16 protein-coding genes are annotated in these 18,537 nt (G+C 49.9%); 6 read left to right on the plus strand and 10 right to left on the minus strand.

All coding sequences use genetic code 11. The features are described 5' to 3' along the window. Positions 1-18 precede the first annotated feature (18 nt). From F8562_RS25110 to F8562_RS25140, 6 genes are all read right to left on the minus strand, one after another. Positions 19-1,166 (minus strand): IS3 family transposase gene (locus tag F8562_RS25110; RefSeq protein WP_094909581.1). Its coding sequence is split into 2 segments (ribosomal slippage): positions 19-929 and positions 929-1,166, totalling 1,149 coding nucleotides; the frame shifts between segments, so codons are not numbered across the junction. 114 nt (positions 1,167-1,280) lie between these two features. Beyond that, complete coding sequence (locus tag F8562_RS25115) at positions 1,281-2,081, minus strand: site-specific integrase (protein WP_049594000.1); 801 nt, start codon at positions 2,079-2,081, stop codon at positions 1,281-1,283. Positions 2,082-2,119: 38 nt separating this feature from the next. Beyond that, positions 2,120-2,836, minus strand: a complete 717-nt coding sequence (locus F8562_RS29575) for a hypothetical protein (RefSeq protein ID WP_004206599.1) — start codon at positions 2,834-2,836, stop codon at positions 2,120-2,122. Further along, positions 2,829-3,638, minus strand: a complete 810-nt coding sequence (locus F8562_RS25125) for a hypothetical protein (protein ID WP_004206600.1) — start codon at positions 3,636-3,638, stop codon at positions 2,829-2,831. Before F8562_RS25125 ends, F8562_RS29575 begins: the two co-directional genes overlap by 8 nt. After that, on the minus strand, positions 3,635-4,555 hold the full coding sequence (locus tag F8562_RS25130) for a FitA-like ribbon-helix-helix domain-containing protein (RefSeq protein WP_004206601.1): 921 nt from the start codon (positions 4,553-4,555) through the stop codon (positions 3,635-3,637). The genes F8562_RS25125 and F8562_RS25130 overlap by 4 nt, the downstream gene beginning before the upstream one ends. A 590-nt stretch (positions 4,556-5,145) precedes the next feature. Then, positions 5,146-6,120, minus strand: a complete 975-nt coding sequence (locus tag F8562_RS25140; protein ID WP_004098971.1) for a sensor domain-containing diguanylate cyclase — start codon at positions 6,118-6,120, stop codon at positions 5,146-5,148. Positions 6,121-6,756: 636 nt separating this feature from the next. Between F8562_RS25140 and F8562_RS25145 the strand changes: the two genes are divergently transcribed. Continuing rightward, the gene (locus F8562_RS25145) at positions 6,757-7,665 is read left to right on the plus strand and encodes an HNH endonuclease (protein WP_004098969.1); all 909 of its coding nucleotides are present in this window, start codon (positions 6,757-6,759) and stop codon (positions 7,663-7,665) included. A 387-nt stretch (positions 7,666-8,052) separates the two neighbouring features. Here the strand turns inward: F8562_RS25145 and F8562_RS25150 are convergent, their stop codons facing one another. The 4 genes from F8562_RS25150 to silR all read right to left on the minus strand — a co-directional run bounded on the left by F8562_RS25150 (position 8,053) and on the right by silR (position 11,377). Next, positions 8,053-8,403, minus strand: a complete 351-nt coding sequence (locus tag F8562_RS25150) for a DUF305 domain-containing protein (RefSeq protein ID WP_000694953.1) — start codon at positions 8,401-8,403, stop codon at positions 8,053-8,055. 143 nt (positions 8,404-8,546) lie between these two features. Continuing rightward, complete coding sequence (silE, locus tag F8562_RS25155; protein ID WP_000790483.1) at positions 8,547-8,978, minus strand: silver-binding protein SilE; 432 nt, start codon at positions 8,976-8,978, stop codon at positions 8,547-8,549. A gap of 250 nt (positions 8,979-9,228) precedes the next feature. Further along, positions 9,229-10,704, minus strand: a complete 1,476-nt coding sequence (gene silS, locus F8562_RS25160; protein ID WP_000555737.1) for a copper/silver sensor histidine kinase SilS — start codon at positions 10,702-10,704, stop codon at positions 9,229-9,231. Continuing rightward, a complete protein-coding gene (silR, locus tag F8562_RS25165; RefSeq protein WP_000697969.1) occupies positions 10,697-11,377 on the minus strand; it encodes a copper/silver response regulator transcription factor SilR in 681 nt (226 codons plus the stop codon). Before silR ends, silS begins: the two co-directional genes overlap by 8 nt. Positions 11,378-11,566: 189 nt before the next feature. On the opposite strand from silR, the gene silC reads away from it, so the two are divergent. From silC to F8562_RS25190, 5 genes are all read left to right on the plus strand, one after another. Next, on the plus strand, positions 11,567-12,952 hold the full coding sequence (silC, locus tag F8562_RS25170; protein WP_023292107.1) for a Cu(+)/Ag(+) efflux RND transporter outer membrane channel SilC: 1,386 nt from the start codon (positions 11,567-11,569) through the stop codon (positions 12,950-12,952). 28 nt (positions 12,953-12,980) lie between these two features. Beyond that, the gene (gene cusF / locus F8562_RS25175) at positions 12,981-13,334 is read left to right on the plus strand and encodes a cation efflux system protein CusF (protein WP_001246153.1); all 354 of its coding nucleotides are present in this window, start codon (positions 12,981-12,983) and stop codon (positions 13,332-13,334) included. 113 nt (positions 13,335-13,447) lie between these two features. Then, entirely contained in the window at positions 13,448-14,740 is a 1,293-nt protein-coding gene (gene silB, locus F8562_RS25180) for a Cu(+)/Ag(+) efflux RND transporter periplasmic adaptor subunit SilB (RefSeq protein ID WP_004098959.1), read from the plus strand. A gap of 10 nt (positions 14,741-14,750) precedes the next feature. Further along, on the plus strand, positions 14,751-17,897 hold the full coding sequence (silA, locus tag F8562_RS25185; RefSeq protein WP_004098958.1) for a Cu(+)/Ag(+) efflux RND transporter permease subunit SilA: 3,147 nt from the start codon (positions 14,751-14,753) through the stop codon (positions 17,895-17,897). Positions 17,898-17,983: 86 nt separating this feature from the next. Beyond that, a complete protein-coding gene (locus F8562_RS25190) occupies positions 17,984-18,424 on the plus strand; it encodes a DUF411 domain-containing protein (protein ID WP_000758228.1) in 441 nt (146 codons plus the stop codon). The last annotated feature ends 113 nt before the right edge of the window (positions 18,425-18,537 follow it).

Consider the following 18,537-nt stretch of genomic DNA (forward strand, 5'->3'; position numbering starts at 1 on the left):
TGAATCGCCACGGATAACCTAGACACTTCTGAGTCGTTGATAATATAGGTTTTCATATTCAACTGGTGGCATCTGCTCGCTCGAACCATGCCGACGCTTACTGTTATAAAACATTTCGATGTAATCAAAAATATCGCTTCTGGCTTCGTCTCTAGTTCCGTAGATCTTTTTCTTAATCCGTTCGCGCTTCAGTAGCTGGAAAAAGCTTTCCGCAACCGCATTGTCGTGGCAGTTTCCGCGACGGCTCATGCTGCCTTCCAGAGCGTGTGATTTCAGGAACGACTGCCACTCATGGCTCGTGTACTGACTGCCCTGATCAGAGTGAACCAGTACCTGCTTTTGAGGATTACGCCTCCACACCGCCATAAGTAATGCGTTCAGGACAATCTCTTTTGTCATTCGGGGTTGCATTGACCAGCCGATAACTTTTCGGGAGAACAGGTCAACCACCACGGCCAGATACAACCAGCCTTCGTGGGTTCGGATGTAGGTTATGTCCGTAACCCAACGTTCATCCGGTGCTTCCGGGTTGAACTGCCGCTGGAGCTTGTTGGGCGTCACAATACTGGCTTCACCTTTACGCGCCCGTGGACTTCGGTATCCGACCTGAGCCTTTATCCCCACACGTTGCATCAACCGCCAGACTTTGTTTACACCGCATTGTTGCCCGGAATCCCGCAGATCGAGATAGATCTTGCGATAGCCATAAACACAGCCCGACTCCAGCCAGAACTGCTTAATATGTCCCGTCAGCTTCAGGTCAGCATGAAACCGTCGTGAATGTGGCTGCTTAAGCCAGGCGTAAAACCCACTCGGATGCACATCCAGCACCTGGCAGAGCAGACGGACAGGCCAGCAACGATTGTTGTCACGGATAAAGGCGTACCTCAGTCGGACAGCTTTGCGAAGTACGCCGCGGCTTTTTTTAATATATCCCGTTCGTCAGTAACCCGCTTTAACTCCTTCTGGAGTCGGCGGATCTCGGCCTGAGCATCTGACTGTTCATTATTAGTGGAAGAATCCGGACCGTACTTCTTTATCCAGGCGTAAAGGCTGTGGGTGGTGATATCGAGACGAGTTGCAACGCTGGAAACAGAATGACCACGATCAACAACCTGTTTGACTGCTTCAATTTTAAACTCTTCAGGATAACGCTTACCGCTCATGGGCACCTCTCTTTAAGTCATCTTAAATGACTCTGGGGTGTCTGTTAAACCCGTGGCGATTCAAACAGGTGGATTTGCCCCTATATTTCCAGACACCTGTTATCACTTAACCCATTACTGGCCCGCTGCCGCAGATATTCCCGTGGGTTGTTTCATCAGCGCTACCGCATCGGCTTCTGGCATGGCGAACTGCACACGATGGCGCGCCGCGACATCGAGCGCAAACACCTTCGTATAGACCTCCGTCGAGCTGATTGATTTGTGGCCAATCAGGCTCTGCAAAACCTTCAGTGGTATGCCGGCGTACAGCATGTGCATCGCGTAGGAGTGACGGAACGTATGGGGGGTCACCGGGACTGAGAACTTCACCCCGTCGGCCGCTGCGGCTTCCACCGCTTCACTAAGCCAGGTGCGGACGGTACGGTCTGTTATCTCCCAGATACGAGCCTTCTCCATTCTGCCGGAGCGCTTGTTACGTCTTTCCAGCGGAATTTTCAGGGTGGCCACCATCATCTGCAGCTGGCTGACGTAGTGGTGATCGGAAAGCGGAACCAGACGATGGATCTGACTGCCTGCGGGGGCACGACCTGCCGTCCTGGCCGCTTTCTCGGTGCGCTGCTTGAGCGTGGCCAGCTGTACGAACGGATACGGCGGCGCCAGCGAAAAATCCCCCCGGGTCAGCGCCAGCGCCTCGTTGATACGCGCGCCGGTGTTCCAGAGGGTTGCCAGCAGCATCTTGCGGTGCAAATCGGGCACATAATGGAGCAGGGCGCTGACTTCCGGCGCCAGCAGGTATTTAGGTAGCTCATCCTGAATTAGTGCCATCTGGCGCAGGGCGAGGGCGGCAGGGTAATCGATGGACACCGGCAAATGTGGTGCTGAATAATGTTGAGGCTGGTTAATGAGGCCCGTCATAAGTCTTTATTCTCTATCGGTGGAGCAAGGACAAAATGCTAAGTCATGTCCTTCTCATTTTTTTCATGTATTTTCGCAATTATGCATACGGCAAGCACTAGCCCACTTTGATTACGGTGACGAAGGATTTCTCTTTGTTCGCAGTACTGCTTCCACAAGTTTCGTGGTGCAAACCAGTGACTTCTGGTACCTTTCATTTCAGGCATACCGTTAAGTTTTCTTAGTTTTGCCGCCAACAGAAAAGCCTTAATTCCCAGTCTGGTTGCATAACGACGACGCCAGAAAAAAAACTCGGTCAAATAAGGTTCTGCATCATTTTCACGCTCGATACTGAGGGCGTTACGCGATTCTGCCAGTTGTACGTCCAGTTCACGAATACGGAACATAAGGGGTGGCGGAAGAGCCCTCCAGTCCCCCGTAATAGCTGAGAAACTGATAGAGGGTATATCGCTGTCAGCCGAAGCGATGCCGCTTTCATCCTCCTTTTCACCATAATCCCAGGCAGCCGCTACGCAGTCCTCCCCAAAGCGTTCAAGCTGAAAAATAAGCTCAGTGGAAATAAAATATCGTTCCCTTTCAAGCTTATCCTGGGCAACTTTCATCTCATGGCGTTGCCGCTCTGCAGCAGCCCGGGCTTCACGCTCAAGTGCATAACGATGATTTACCTTATTCACCACAAGTGCAGCGCCGAAGGCCAGTACCCCACCCGCCAGAGTTGAGATCACCGGCAACCATTCAGAAAAGCCTTCAACCATGTTTATTTCGTCCTGATAATCTCTCGAATAACCAGCAAGGTATCCAGATGGGTGACAGGATAACCGCAGAAACGCCTTTAATCAGCAGCACATCCCACTGTCGTTCTGTCAGAAACTTAATACGTTCTGCCTGGTGTAACCTAATCTCTTTCAGTCTCTTAAGCTCCCGGTTTTGCTCATTTCTGACACAGACCAGCTCGCCCACCCCCTTGTGTACAGGGACGGCCGTCAGGGGCGAGTGACGACCTTTAGGCAGCTGAAGGTCACTCACACGCAATGGCAGAGACTGTCGCCCACCTTCCCGGAAACGAAAACCAACTCCGTGCCACAGGCTGTCCCGCCTTGTCATGTTTTCCGGATTTACTTCATCGTTAGGGGAAATCCATATACTCTTGACTGGAGTCTCTGCCGGCAGAGTTCTTGCCCAGCAGATAAGCTGCTGCATTACCCATGAGCCAACACCTCGTCCCTTTATTACCTTTTCCAGTATGAAATCCGGTCCAGTGAGATCCAGTTCCGGGGTGCGATCCCAGAGATCTGACGTATAGCGGGCAACAAACGTCTGCTCCTTCCCCCATCCTCCGCCATTCCAGAAAAGACTTATCTGACATTCGCGGCCGGCCAGCGTACGGGGACCGGAATAATTCTCCCCGTCAGGGTGGTACCAGGAATCTTTCAGAGTCCGGAGGGCGACGACAGTACACTCCTCAAATAACTCCCCTTCGATGCGGACCTCAGGAAGCGTCAGCAGCCAGGCATTGTTCCCGGCATCAACCTGAATATCTGCCTGTACATTGGTCAAACCGTTTCTCCTTTGTCTGGCACGGTTCCGGGAAACGGAATGGCCGCGATTTCTTTCAGCTCATAACCGAAATCGGTCATCCAGGCCGGGCTTTCACCACGGAGCATATCGATTAGCCAGCGAGATGGGGAACGGCGTATGAGGCGCTGGAACCAGACCGGATGATGTTGCCCGGCGGCGTCCCAGCCGCTTTCCAGTCCCTCACCATCCTCAAACTCATAGGCGTCGAGACGCAGTGATGAACACGATGTTTTGATAAAAATGAGGAAGTCCTGCAGTTTACCTCTTCCGGTTCCGCCCATGCCGTCCCCCAGTACAAACTCGGCACTGACAGCCCCCAGGGAAAAATGGCCGTCCGGTGACTGACGCAGACACAGCAGGGTGGCATCATGGCGCCCGCCGCAGATCCGCATCAGATCAAAGCGCCAGCCTGTCATGTCCTCCTGCGGCAGGAAGAAGTCGTGGTAGTTATCGCCGAGAGAGCGAACCGGGAAAGGTCTGCCACAGCCTGTCAGCAACCAGTCGGCACTGGCATCAAAGCGCACGGCGATGGTCTCTGCCAGTGCGACAGACAGCTCCTGACGTCCCTCGCTGATATCCATAAGCAGCCCCGGAGAGACTTGCAGGAGACGAGCAGCCCGGACCAGCTCCGGCACCCCGGTCCGGTTGTCACGGGAGTACTCCTGGAAATAATTGTCCGCCTGAAGTTTTTCCAGCAGGGTGAGAAACCGTTGTCCGGTTTCCTTCAGCCAGGATTCCCGTAGAGAAAGCCGGCGGGCAATCTGCTCGGGAGGCGGATAAGTCGCGGCAAGTGCCAGGCGGATCTCCCCCTCCATCGAGCGTTCATTTTTCATCGCTGACTGCTCAATGCGTGCAAACAGCGCATCGTCAACATTTCTGGCCTGGATCTTCGCCATGACTCCTTCCTTATGCAAAACGTATTCAGGGCTGGTAAATGGTCTTTGAAGTAAACATGAAACCTGATTTACCGCTATAACAATAAATGTATACATTATGATTCATTTTGTACACAAAGGAAGAAATCAGCACATGACAAGGCATAAAACAGTCACGCGGCTAAATTACCGGATGGCCGTTTCCGGCAGATCCGATTTTTTTGCGTATAACAACTTTCCGGAAGTGTGCCACTGTCTGGGAAAAAGCAAAGCGGCAATATCGGCCGTTGAGCAGCAGGTCACGAATAGGGTGCGGAATACAACATATAGCGTCACTGTCATCTGAAAACACCACTACATCTTGTGCTTGTGTTGCCGGGCCGCTGTGCGCCGGTGGGGTTCGCAAAGATCCGGAACTAACAATTTTCGGATCTGAGGAGAACTGAAGAAGGATTATTGCAGCATATTCATAAAAAAAGGGTGATTATTGCGATAAGGGAATTATTGCACCATGAGCAAATATAAATGGATTTATATGTCATGAGGTTAAATATATTAATCCTGTCGTCCTGCTGAACCCAGGGTCAGGGGATCAGCCGGGAAGGATAGCGTCACGTTTCTGTTTTCCGCGACAGGGTCTTTCTTTTTTTCTTCAGGTACATCACTTCGTCACATTTACCGATCATCTCCGCCAGTGTCGTATAATGGTCTGCGTTATTGATCAGTTCGCCAAAGGAATAATTGATGTTGTAGGGCTTGCCCGAGGTGTCATTGTAATGATCGAGACTGGCACTCAGCGCGTGCAGATAAGACTGAGTGTTACCGTTTCGCCGGATCAGGGCGGCAAACTCATCCCCGCCGAGGCGGCCTGCTATTTCGCCCGGTTCGAGGTGCTGATGTAAAAAGCCGGCAAAGATCTTCAGCACCTCGTCACCCTCAGCGTGTCCCCAGAGATCGTTAACCGGTTTGAACCTGTCCAGATCGAAATAGATGAGGCTGAACGACGCATCCTGCCGGTTCATTGCGCGGAAGAGTTTTTCGCCGGCGCGGTAAAACCCGCGCCGGTTGGGAATGCCCGTCAGGCTGTCCGTCATGGCCATGCTGATGGCCTCGAATTCGTCCTCCACGATACAGGCCAGGTCCCGGAGGGACGCAATGTCCTCATCCGTGAAGGCGCGGGGAACGGTGTGGATCAGGCACAGCGTGCCGGCCACCGTGCCGTCCGGCAGGCTCACCGGCTGGCCGGCGTAGAACCGGATGTGTGGCTCACCGGTAACCAGGGGATTATCGTGAAATCGCGCATCGGCAGCCGCATCGTGAATGATAAAAGGCCCTTCCTGCAGAATGGCGTGCCCGCAGAACGAAATATCACGTGGAGTTTCGCGCACGCCGACGCCCTGGCAGGCGAGGAGCCACTGGCGCTCGCGATCCAGCAGGCTTATCAGAGCCACCGGGACCTGAAAGGCTTTGCGGGCCAGCCGCGTCAGGCGTTCAAAACGCTCATCGTCACGGGTATCAAGAAGGCCGGTAATATACAGGGACTTCAGCCTCTGTTCTTCATTCTCCGGTATACCGGGTGCCTGCATGTAATCTCCTGGTATGTACAAAGTATATATGCAGATGAAAAGGTGTTTGGATCTGACTGAGTGTAATTATAGTTCACGACTTATCTGCCAGCGGCTGAACTTCAGGTACAGGAATTCACGTTTATCACTCGTACCAGACTCTCCGGAGGACCAGGGGAATGACCGGGTCTGTTACGGTGAGGGAATCTGTAAACCTCAGGATTTTTGCCGGGAAAGTACGTATAACTGCTATCTTGATTAGTAAATGTTAAAATTTGTAGGTATCCACCCGTTAAACAAAATGATTAATATTTAAAAATACTCGTTGAACACCCGTGCCGTAATAATGAAGTACATTAAAAACGTTATCCGGTCATGTGAAGCTGAGACCGTCTCTTCGTCATGTAAAATGCCGTACTTTCTTTGTCGTGAAGAATGACCGGGTTAAGTCCATAAGGTTGAGAGGAAGTCTGCAGATGTGATACGCTCAAGGCGAGATTTATCTCAGTGAGAACTCACGGCAACAAAAAGTTTTTGGACAACAAAACACAAAGTTGTTTTAGACTGTAGGAGTCCAAGAGACAATGACATTACATACAACGCCGTGTAACGGATTTTACATTATTACAAAGCCTGTGTTACAAGAGAGTTATGGACATGATTGAAAAAATATGTGAAGTAATTGATGGTGAATACGTCTGTGATATAGATATTAGCGTTGAAGAATGGAAGATTTTATTAAGGGATAAAAAAGTTTTTGATGACAAAAGTATTGCAGCGTTAAAAAAATGGTTCATTGAGCCAGACCATTCCTGTACATGTTTCGATATCGGCAAGAAGTACGACCTGCACAGTATGAGTGCTAATGGTGTAATCAATGGGTTGGGTGGAAGAGTTCAGAAGCAGCTTGGCCGATTCGAGGTTAAAGGAGTCGGAAAGATTGCTTCCGGGACAAAATTCATTACAGTCATGAAAAGTAGAGAAATTAAAGGAAACCCAAAGCGAAATTTATGGACTATCCGTGAAGAACTTGTTCAGGCAATAAAAGAACTAGATTTTTTTAGTACGAACGAAAGCTCAAGCATTGATTTTTACTCAGATAATGATTTGATCACTGCTCTAGAAGAAAGTAATCACTTTGACGTTACTCAGACATTTGAGTATAGCGAAAAAGCGAAACCTAAGAAAGCTGCAATAGAAGTCAAAAATGGACTCTCATACCCAAGAAGTAAATCTGTTTCAAAAAATGCGCTTAACAAAGCTGATTATAAATGTGAAATTAATTGCGACCATCCAACGTTCAGAAGGCGAAACTCTCCTCTAAATTACACAGAACCTCATCACATTGTCCCGATGTCAAAGCAAGACTATTTTGAGAATTCACTGGATGTGGAAGAGAATATCATATCACTATGTTGCAACTGCCATAAACAAATTCATCTTGGCAAGGGGTTTGAAGATATGTTGAGGAAAATATATGCCGAGCGGAAAGATGTATTAAAAAAAGCGGGAATCGAGATATTATTAGAGGATTTGATTCTTTTTTACAAGATGGAAGATAATTAATCTTCGAGAAGATGCATGCTTATTTTTATTTTTTTAGCAATGAATGTGAAATACTGCCTGACTATCAATCCTGTCATGTGGTTCAGATTTATGGGGGAGGATTTTAATATTTAACCAGCATAGCATGTCGATCAATCGGTTAAGTATAGCGCCAGGTAACCAGACGGATTTTCCCTCTCAGGCGGGAGTCGTTATCCATCGTCCAGTACCTGATTAAAAGTAGGAGTAATTACAAGAAAATTAAATTGTATGACTATTATTTCCGTTCAGAAAAGAAAGTTACATTAAAAACCCGAAATTATTCGGGTTTTTAATTAGTTAAGTGCTATATATTTTCGTGTCCGGGGGTACCCTAAGAGGGTGCGCAAGACAACACTCCAGTGTTCATTATTTATGACTGTCAAGCCATTTATTCATCTGCTCAATTTCACCTTTTTGAGCTTTAATGATGTCCTGCGCAAGCTTTCTCATTTCGGGATCTTTTCCGTATTTGAGCTCGGTCTCAGCCATTGCGATTGCCCCTTCATGGTGTGCGATCATACCTTTTGCAAAGGCCTTATCGGGATTGGATTCATTAACGGCGGCCATCATTTTTTCATGCATATTTTTCATGCCAGCCATATATTCCTGTGATGATGCCGATGAGTGCATATCTGACATTTTCATTTCCGAATGTTCAGCAGAAATGGCTGGCAGGGATAACATTAATATTACAAAAAGGGTGTTTTTGATTTTCATATAATAATTCCTTTCAGACAGGTACCGGTTAAGTGTAGCTGAGTCAGACAAAAAAGCCCCCTGACGGGGGGCAAAAATGTAGCAACGTTGTTTCAGGAAAATCTATCAGGGAAAAGGTAACAGCACGGATACTACCGTCGCATTCAGCCTGCATTGATCATGCGGCGGTGCGCTTCGGCCATGGCCTGATGTGGGCCGGATTGCCCGTTATTCATGAATTCATGGGCAACCGCTGCTCTTTCATGCTCATTCATCGCCGCGTAAGACGTTGACGGGACGGTCGTGGATACCGTGTTATTTCCCATCATCTTCTGATGACTTTCCACCATTTTCTGGTGCGCATCCGCCGAGCCGTTCGTCATGGTCTCATGAGCAATAATGGCCTGTTCATGCTGGTCCATACCGGTCATACGAGGAGCAGTCCCCTGGATCCCGACAGGAGCCGCAGCAGACTGCATCTGGTGAGCAGGAGCCTGTGCATTGTTGACGCGATCATGGATATTCACGGTTTCAGTGGCCCAGGCCGATGAAATTAAACCAAAGCCCAGCAAAGATGCTAATACGATATTTTTCATGATAACTCTCCATTTCTGAATTAGTGATGTCCGGGGAAGTACAACCGGTGTTTTCAGTTCCATAACTGAAACAAGTTCGGCAGCGTTTATTTCTCCGGAAGAGGGCTGGATATTCATTTCCTGGCGTACTCTGACGCCGGGTATTGATGAAGCAATCCAGCCTTCCTGATAAGTTGCACTAATTATATCGAATGGCTTCTGTTTGCTGCATGACAGGCTAATGACATCTTTGTCATTTACATCTTTATTTTCAGCATTGGGTTTCCGGGATCATTTTCTCCAGTCTGGGCACGGATAAGATAAAACGCGTGGAGCGTACGTCTGATTCCACCTGCACTCTTCCGTGATGTGCTTCCACGATTGACTTCACAATCGCAAGGCCGATGCCGCTGCCTTCTCCTTTTCGTTGTCTGGATGGATCCACCCGATAAAAACGGTCAAACAGCCTTGATAAATGTTCTTCAGGGATCGGTTTCCCCGGATTTTCAATCACAAGGTCAAAAAAGCTCTCCTGCTCTCTTATTGAGACGGTGATTGCCTGTCCCTCCGGGGTATAACGCAGGGCATTGGATAACAGATTATTGATCGCCCTTCTGAACATTTGTGGATCTCCCTCAACCAGGCAGGGCATCCCGTTAAATTTGAGCGTGATATTGCGTTCTTCGGCCCAGGCTTCGAAAAACTCGAAGACTTTCATGACTTCCGCTCTGAGGTCAAACATGACCCTGTCAGGTATCAGCTGATTATTATCTGCCTGTGCCAGGAACAGCATATCGCTGACCATTTTGGTCATCCGGTTATACTCTTCAAGACTGGAATAGAGGACATCCTCAAGTTCCCTCTGTGTTCGATCCTGACTCAGTGCGATTTCAGTCTGCGTCACCAGATTGGTGATGGGCGTTCTGATCTCATGCGCGATATCGGCAGAGAAATTGGCCTGGCGGGTAAAGACATCCTCAATCTTTCCAATCATATGATTGAACGAGATAACCAGTTGCTCCAGCTCAATGGGAACGCGTGTCGGTTCCAGTCGCGCATCAAGATTCTCGGAGGTGATGTTTTTAATGGCATTGCTGACATTACGAAGGGGCAGGTGCCCCTGACGGACAGCGATTCGAATGATCAGAACAATCAACAGGCTTATCACGACGGCAATCGCAATCAGGTTCTTTTTCAGCGCATCGAGGTAATGGAGATGGAAATTAATGGATAGGCCAGTCAGCATGACATAGTTCTGCTGTTTGCCCTGAAATATCGCCTGACCAGAGGAGGCGATAATCCTGTATGTTTCCATCTTCATTTCGGACCCGGTATCCATCGGTCCCGCAGGATCCTCCACCGTCCAGAGAAAGACATCCCGTGCGCGGCTGTGCTCGCTAAAATCTGCTGAATTCACTGCCGGGCGTAGTGCCGCCCCCTGAGCTGAGCTAAAGAGCACTTCACCCCTGGGATTGAGGAGCAAAAGGGCAACGTTGCGGTAGCTGGCAATTGATTCCTTTATTTTGCTTATTTTTTTATCATCCGGATCCACCGGGGACTGCAGTATACGGTTCAGTGTGGTGCTGATTTGTTGAAGATCGCTGACATCCTGCTCGGCAAAATGATTTTCAACAGAATGCAGCATAAACCAGGTGAAGGCGATAAAAGCCAGTATCGTGGACAGGCTGATAAAAAAGGTCAGCCGCAGAGCGAGTGAGAAAGGGCGTCTGGAAGGTTTGCTATGCATCCGGGACCTCCAGCATGTAGCCCACGCCCCGGACTGTCTGGATCAGCTTTGTCCCGTAATCGTTGTCTATTTTAGCGCGGAGTCGCTTTACTGCGACATCGATCGCATTAGTGTCGCTGTCAAAATTCATGTCCCAGACCTGAGAGGCAATCAGGGAGCGGGGAAGAACCTCTCCCTGATGGCGAATGAAGAATTCCAGCAGGCTGAACTCTTTACTGGTGAGCACAATGCGGTTTCCGGCGCGACTGACTTTTCTGGATACGAGATCAATCGAGAGGTCAGCCACCTTAAACTGGCTTTCCGTGATCATCGTGTTTCCCCGCCTCAGAAGGGTTCTCACCCGGGCGAGCAGTTCGGCAAACGCAAAGGGTTTAACCAGATAATCGTCCGCACCCAGTTCCAGTCCTTTGACCCTGTGTTCGATCGTGCCGAGGGCTGTCAGCAGTAAGACCGGCATACCCTTTCCGGCAGTGCGCAGCATGCGGATGATATCCCAGCCGTTCACATCAGGTAGCATGATATCCAGAATGACTAAATCATACTCGGCTGTCATGGCGAGATGATATCCGGTAAGACCATTATCAGCGTGATCCACTACGAACCCTGCCTCTGTAAGCCCTTTGCTGAGATATTCACCTGTTTTAATTTCGTCTTCGACGATCAATATTTTCATCTTGCTCCCCGGCTGGCTGCTAATGTCATTTTATTGCTCCCACGATCGTTATCAACGGATTACAGCAAAAATGACAACATTGTCATTATCCTGTCACCCGGCAAACAGAGAGCGTTCGGTAAAGTATCCCTATCAATACTCTGGATTTCGTTTGAACCATTTACCAGGTCTGCCTGTACGAGAAGCGTTATGTTCAAATTAAAATTACTCAGCATCAGTACCATATTCATCCTGGCTGGTTGTGTTTCTCTGGCACCTGAATATCAGCGTCCGCCAGCTCCGGTTCCCCAGCAGTTTTCATTGTCTAAAAACAGTCTGACGCCTGCGGTAAACAGCTATCAGGATACGGGCTGGCGAAACTTTTTTGTCGATCCCCAGGTCAGCAGGCTGATCGGTGAAGCCCTGAATAATAACCGTGATTTGAGAATGGCTGCCCTGAAGGTTGAAGAGGCCCGGGCCCAGTTCAACGTCACGGATGCAGATCGTTATCCCCAGCTGAATGCCTCATCCGGGATCACATACAACGGTGGTCTGAAAGGTGACAAGCCGACCACACAGGAGTACGACGCGGGTCTGGAGCTCAGCTATGAGCTCGATTTTTTCGGCAAACTTAAGAACATGAGTGATGCTGACCGCCAGAACTACTTTGCCAGCGAAGAAGCCCGTCGGGCCGTACACATCCTGCTGGTCTCCAGCGTTTCACAGAGCTATTTCAGCCAGCAACTGGCGTACGAACAACTCCGTATTGCGCGGGAAACGCTGAAAAATTATGAACAGTCCTATGCTTTCGTTGAGCAACAGCTCGTGACCGGGAGTACGAACGTTCTGGCACTTGAACAGGCGAGAGGACAAATCGAAAGTACCCGCGCCGAAATAGCCAAACGAGAAGGCGATCTGGCTCAGGCAAACAATGCCCTGCAACTGGTGCTGGGAACGTACCGCGCACTTCCGTCAGAAAAAGGGATGAAAGGCGGGGAGATCGCACCAGTAAAATTGCCACCAAATCTGTCGTCACAAATTTTGCTGCAGCGACCGGATATTATGGAAGCGGAATATCAGCTGAAAGCGGCTGATGCCAATATTGGCGCAGCGCGAGCGGCCTTTTTCCCCTCCATTACCCTGACCAGTGGTCTTTCCGCAAGCAGTACGGAGCTGTCAAGCCTGTTTACGTCAGGAAGTGGAATGTGGAATTTTATCCCTAAAATTGAAATTCCTATTTTTAATGCTGGCAGGAATAAAGCCAATCTGAAGCTGGCTGAAATTCGCCAGCAACAATCGGTGGTTAATTACGAACAAAAAATTCAGTCAGCCTTTAAGGATGTTTCCGACACGCTTGCGCTGCGCGACAGCCTTAGCCAGCAACTTGAGTCACAGCAGCGTTATCTTGATTCACTTCAGATAACTCTCCAGCGTGCCAGAGGATTATATGCAAGTGGTGCTGTCAGTTACATCGAAGTGCTGGATGCAGAACGTTCCCTCTTCGCTACGCAGCAAACCATTCTCGATCTTACCTATTCCCGACAGGTTAACGAAATTAATCTGTTTACCGCGCTGGGTGGCGGTTGGGTAGAGTAAATTTATTTAATTAATCAGGAAATTAAAAATGCGTAATTCACTTAAAGCCGTTTTATTTGGTGCCTTCTCTGTCATGTTTTCTGCCGGTCTTCATGCTGAAACACATCAGCATGGCGATATGAATGCTGCCAGTGATGCTTCGGTACAGCAGGTTATCAAGGGCACCGGTGTCGTTAAAGACATTGATATGAATAGTAAAAAGATTACCATTTCGCACGAAGCAATCCCTGCTGTGGGCTGGCCTGCAATGACCATGCGCTTCACTTTTGTTAATGCAGACGACGCTATCAATGCCCTGAAAACCGGCAACCATGTCGATTTCTCGTTTATTCAGCAGGGCAATATCTCCTTACTCAAAAGCATTAACGTTACGCAATCCTGATTATCAGTCCGGAGCGAATACATCCAGTGCGCCTGAACATTCATTAAGGGATTACTGTGAATGAATGATCGGGCGCATATGCCAGGTGTTTTGATTTTTCAGCGAGAAATTGTATGGCTTCTTTAAAGATAAAATATGCTGCAATAATTATCAGCAGCCTCATAGCAGGGGGGCTGATATCGGTTACTGCCTGGCAGTATGTAAACTCATCACAAAAAACAGTACAAACCGAACAAAAGGCACCGGAGCGAAAGGTACTTTTCTGGTATGACCCGATGAAACCGGATACCAAATTTGATAAACCCGGAAAATCTCCCTTTATGGATATGGACCTGGTGCCGAAATATGCTGATGAAAGTGGCGATAAAAGCAGTGGCGGGATCCGTATCGATCCAACGCAGGTTCAGAATCTGGGATTAAAAACGCAAAAAGTCACGCGAGGAATGCTGAATTATTCCCAGACAATCCCGGCTAATGTCAGTTACAACGAGTATCAGTTTGTCATTGTGCAGGCGCGCTCTGACGGTTTCGTCGAAAAAGTGTATCCCCTGACGATTGGCGATCATGTGAAGAAAGGCACTCCGCTTATCGATATCACCATTCCTGAATGGGTTGAGGCACAAAGTGAGTTCCTGCTGTTATCCGGTACAGGCGGTACGTCAACCCAGATAAAAGGGGTTCTGGAGCGACTTCGTCTGGCTGGTATGCCGGAAGAGGATATTCAAAGGCTGCGTTCAACCCGCACAATCCAGACCCGTTTTACCATTAAAGCACCTATTGATGGTGTCATTACTGCGTTTGACCTGCGCACCGGCATGAATATTTCGAAAGATAAAGTAGTGGCTCAGATTCAGGGGATGGACCCGGTCTGGATCAGCGCTGCAGTGCCAGAATCTATCGCATATCTGCTGAAAGATACGTCGCAGTTTGAAATTTCGGTACCGGCTTATCCGGATAAAACATTCCATGTCGAAAAATGGAACATTCTTCCCAGCGTGGATCAGACAACCCGTACGCTTCAGGTCCGTCTCCAGGTTTCTAATAAGGATGAGTTTCTCAAGCCGGGCATGAATGCCTATCTGAAACTGAATACCAAGAGCCAGGAGATGCTGCTGATACCAAGCCAGGCCGTTATCGATACCGGCAAAGAACAGCGCGTGATTACTGTTGATGATGAAGGCAAGTTTGTGCCGAAACAGATCCACGTTCTGCATGAATCACAGCAACAGTCCGGCATCGGTTCCGGCCTGAATGAAGGCGATACCGTGGTGGTCAGTGGCCTGTTCCTCATTGACTCCGAAGCCAATATTACGGGCGCGCTGGAACGTATGCGCCACCCTGAAAAAACAGAAAGCAGTATGCCAGCAATGTCTGACCAGCCTGTAAATATGCATTCAGGGCACTGAGGAGACGACGATGATTGAATGGATTATCCGGCGCTCTGTCGCCAACCGTTTCCTGGTCATGATGGGGGCCCTGTTTCTCAGCATCTGGGGTACATGGACGATTATTAACACGCCGGTCGATGCCTTGCCTGACCTGTCAGATGTACAGGTCATTATCAAAACCAGCTATCCCGGCCAGGCCCCGCAGATTGTAGAAAACCAGGTCACCTATCCACTTACCACCACCATGCTGTCCGTACCTGGCGCAAAAACCGTGCGTGGTTTTTCACAGTTCGGGGATTCGTATGTGTATGTCATTTTTGAAGACGGCACCGATCTGTACTGGGCCCGTTCCCGCGTGCTGGAATATCTGAATCAGGTTCAGGGAAAACTGCCTGCCGGTGTGAGTTCTGAAATCGGTCCTGATGCCACGGGTGTGGGCTGGATTTTTGAATATGCCCTTGTCGATCGCAACGGAAAACACGACCTTTCAGAACTGCGCTCTCTGCAGGACTGGTTCCTGAAATTTGAGCTGAAAACCATCCCGAACGTGGCTGAGGTCGCTTCGGTTGGCGGCGTGGTGAAACAGTACCAGATTCAGGTCAATCCGGTAAAACTGTCCCAGTACGGTATCAGCCTGCCCGAAGTGAAACAGGCACTTGAATCGTCTAACCAGGAGGCCGGTGGCTCATCCGTTGAAATGGCCGAAGCGGAGTATATGGTCCGTGCCAGCGGTTATCTTCAGAGCATTGATGATTTTAATAACATCGTCCTGAAAACAGGTGAGAACGGCGTGCCGGTTTATCTGCGGGATGTTGCCCGCGTGCAGACCGGGCCCGAAATGAGGCGTGGTATTGCCGAGCTGAACGGCCAGGGAGAAGTCGCTGGCGGCGTGGTGATCCTGCGGTCGGGTAAAAATGCGCGCGACGTTATCACGGCAGTGAGGGATAAACTGGAGACGCTGAAGGCCAGCCTGCCGGAAGGCGTTGAAATCGTGACCACCTACGATCGCAGCCAGTTAATCGACCGGGCGATTGATAACCTCAGTTACAAGCTTCTTGAAGAGTTTATCGTTGTTGCTGTCGTTTGCGCACTGTTCCTCTGGCATGTCCGTTCTGCCCTGGTGGCGATTATTTCTCTGCCACTTGGCCTGTGTATCGCCTTTATCGTCATGCACTTCCAGGGACTGAACGCCAATATCATGTCGCTGGGAGGGATAGCGATTGCCGTCGGTGCGATGGTGGATGCCGCCATTGTGATGATTGAAAATGCGCACAAACGGCTTGAGGAGTGGGATCATCAGCATCCGGGTGAGCAGATTGACAACGCCACCCGCTGGAAGGTGATTACCGACGCCTCCGTGGAAGTGGGACCCGCGTTGTTCATTAGCCTGCTGATCATCACCCTGTCCTTTATTCCTATCTTTACCCTGGAAGGGCAGGAAGGTCGTCTGTTTGGCCCGCTGGCATTCACGAAAACGTACTCCATGGCGGGAGCGGCCGCACTGGCCATCATCGTCATTCCTATTCTGATGGGATTCTGGATCCGGGGGAAAATTCCTGCCGAGACAAGTAATCCCCTGAACCGGGTGCTGATCAAAGCGTATCATCCTTTGCTGCTGCGGGTCCTCCACTGGCCAAAAACAACCCTGCTGGTTGCGGCCTTGTCCATTTTCACGGTTATCTGGCCACTGAGTCAGGTGGGCGGTGAATTTCTGCCGAAGATTAACGAGGGCGATCTGCTGTATATGCCGTCGACCTTGCCTGGCGTCTCTCCGGCAGAAGCTGCAGCGCTCCTGCAGACAACAGACAAGTTAATCAAAAGCGTTCCTGAAGTGGCTTCTGTATTTGGCAAGACCGGTAAAGCAGAGACCGCAACGGATTCCGCGCCGCTCGAAATGGTGGAAACCACGATCCAGCTCAAACCTGAGGATCAGTGGCGTCCCGGCATGACAATTGACAAGATTATTGATGAACTCGACAGGACAGTCCGTTTACCGGGTCTGGCAAACCTCTGGGTGCCGCCTATCCGTAACCGTATTGATATGCTCTCAACCGGGATCAAAAGCCCGATAGGTATCAAAGTGTCCGGGACTGTTCTGTCCGATATCGACGCGACGGCGCAGAGTATCGAGGCGGTAGCCAAAACCGTGCCTGGCGTGGTGTCTGTCCTGGCTGAGCGACTTGAGGGCGGGCGCTACATCGATATCGATATCAACCGGGAGAAAGCTTCCCGGTACGGGATGACTGTGGGCGACGTCCAGCTGTTCGTCTCTTCAGCAATCGGTGGGGCTATGGTGGGTGAGACGGTTGAAGGCGTGGCCCGGTACCCTATTAACATTCGCTATCCGCAGGATTACCGTAACAGTCCGCAGGCGTTGAGAGAGATGCCAATCCTGACCCCAATGAAGCAGCAAATTACGCTGGGCGATGTTGCCGATATTAAGGTCGTTTCCGGACCAACCATGCTGAAAACCGAAAATGCCCGGCCAGCCAGCTGGATTTATGTTGATGCCCGCGGCAGGGACATGGTGTCGGTGGTGAACGATATTAAGACGGCCATCAGTGAGAAAGTGAAACTGAGACCGGGGACCAGTGTGGCATTCTCAGGACAGTTTGAATTACTCGAGCACGCCAATAAGAAATTAAAACTGATGGTACCGATGACGGTGATGATCATCTTCATCCTGTTATATCTGGCATTCCGCCGGGCTGATGAGGCCTTACTTATTCTGATGAGCCTGCCGTTTGCCCTGGTTGGCGGGATATGGTTCCTGTACTGGCAGGGCTTCCATATGTCAGTGGCGACCGGAACCGGGTTTATCGCCCTGGCCGGGGTGGCAGCAGAGTTTGGCGTGGTCATGCTGATGTATCTGCGTCATGCCATTGAAGCGCACCCGGAATTGTCCCGTAAAGAGACGTTCACACCGGAAGGCCTTGATGAAGCCCTCTATCATGGTGCCGTACTGCGTGTCCGGCCGAAAGCCATGACCGTGGCGGTGATCATTGCGGGTCTGCTGCCAATACTCTGGGGAACCGGTGCAGGTTCAGAAGTCATGAGCCGTATCGCGGCACCCATGATTGGTGGGATGATCACGGCTCCGCTGCTGTCCCTGTTCATTATTCCTGCCGCCTACAAATTAATCTGGCTGCGCAGACATAAAAAAAGCGTGTCCTGAACCTGAAAGGGCACCCCCTGTGGGTGTCCTTCTTTACTGATTCACCCTGACGTCAGGGTTTATATCGATAATATACAGAGGTGAGTATGAAAAAAGTGGTTCTAATGGCGCTGGCTCTCGGCCTTTCACTACCCGCGATGGCGAGTGAAAAAGTGATTGATATGTACAAATCTGAAAACTGTGGCTGTTGTTCCCTGTGGGGCAAAGCGATGGAAAAAGACGGGTTTGAAGTACGAACTCACGTCATGAATGATCAGGCGCTGTCAGCCCTGAAAGAAAAGCATGCTATTCCTGCAGGACTACGAAGTTGTCATACCGCGGTTGCCGGTAATTTGATCATTGAAGGCCATGTGCCTGCGACAACGATACATAAGGCAATGCAGTCTGGTTCGGGTATATACGGTCTCGCCACCCCCGGTATGCCAGCAGGAAGTCCTGGAATGGAGATGGGAGCCCGAAAAGAGGCTTACGATGTTATCGCATTCTCACCGGATGGAAGTAAAAAAGTCTTCCAGCGAATCGAATAGTCAGCGGAACGGCTGATAACGGGACGCCGGTAGCAGGCACTCCTGTGCCGGCGATATTCGTGGTAATCGCATCCATGACATACCCTGAAGACAGAAGATGCTTCGGTATGCAT

Origin of the sequence: Klebsiella sp. RCJ4 (assembly GCF_009025755.1) — a bacterium.
Taxonomy (GTDB): domain Bacteria; phylum Pseudomonadota; class Gammaproteobacteria; order Enterobacterales; family Enterobacteriaceae; genus Klebsiella; species Klebsiella michiganensis.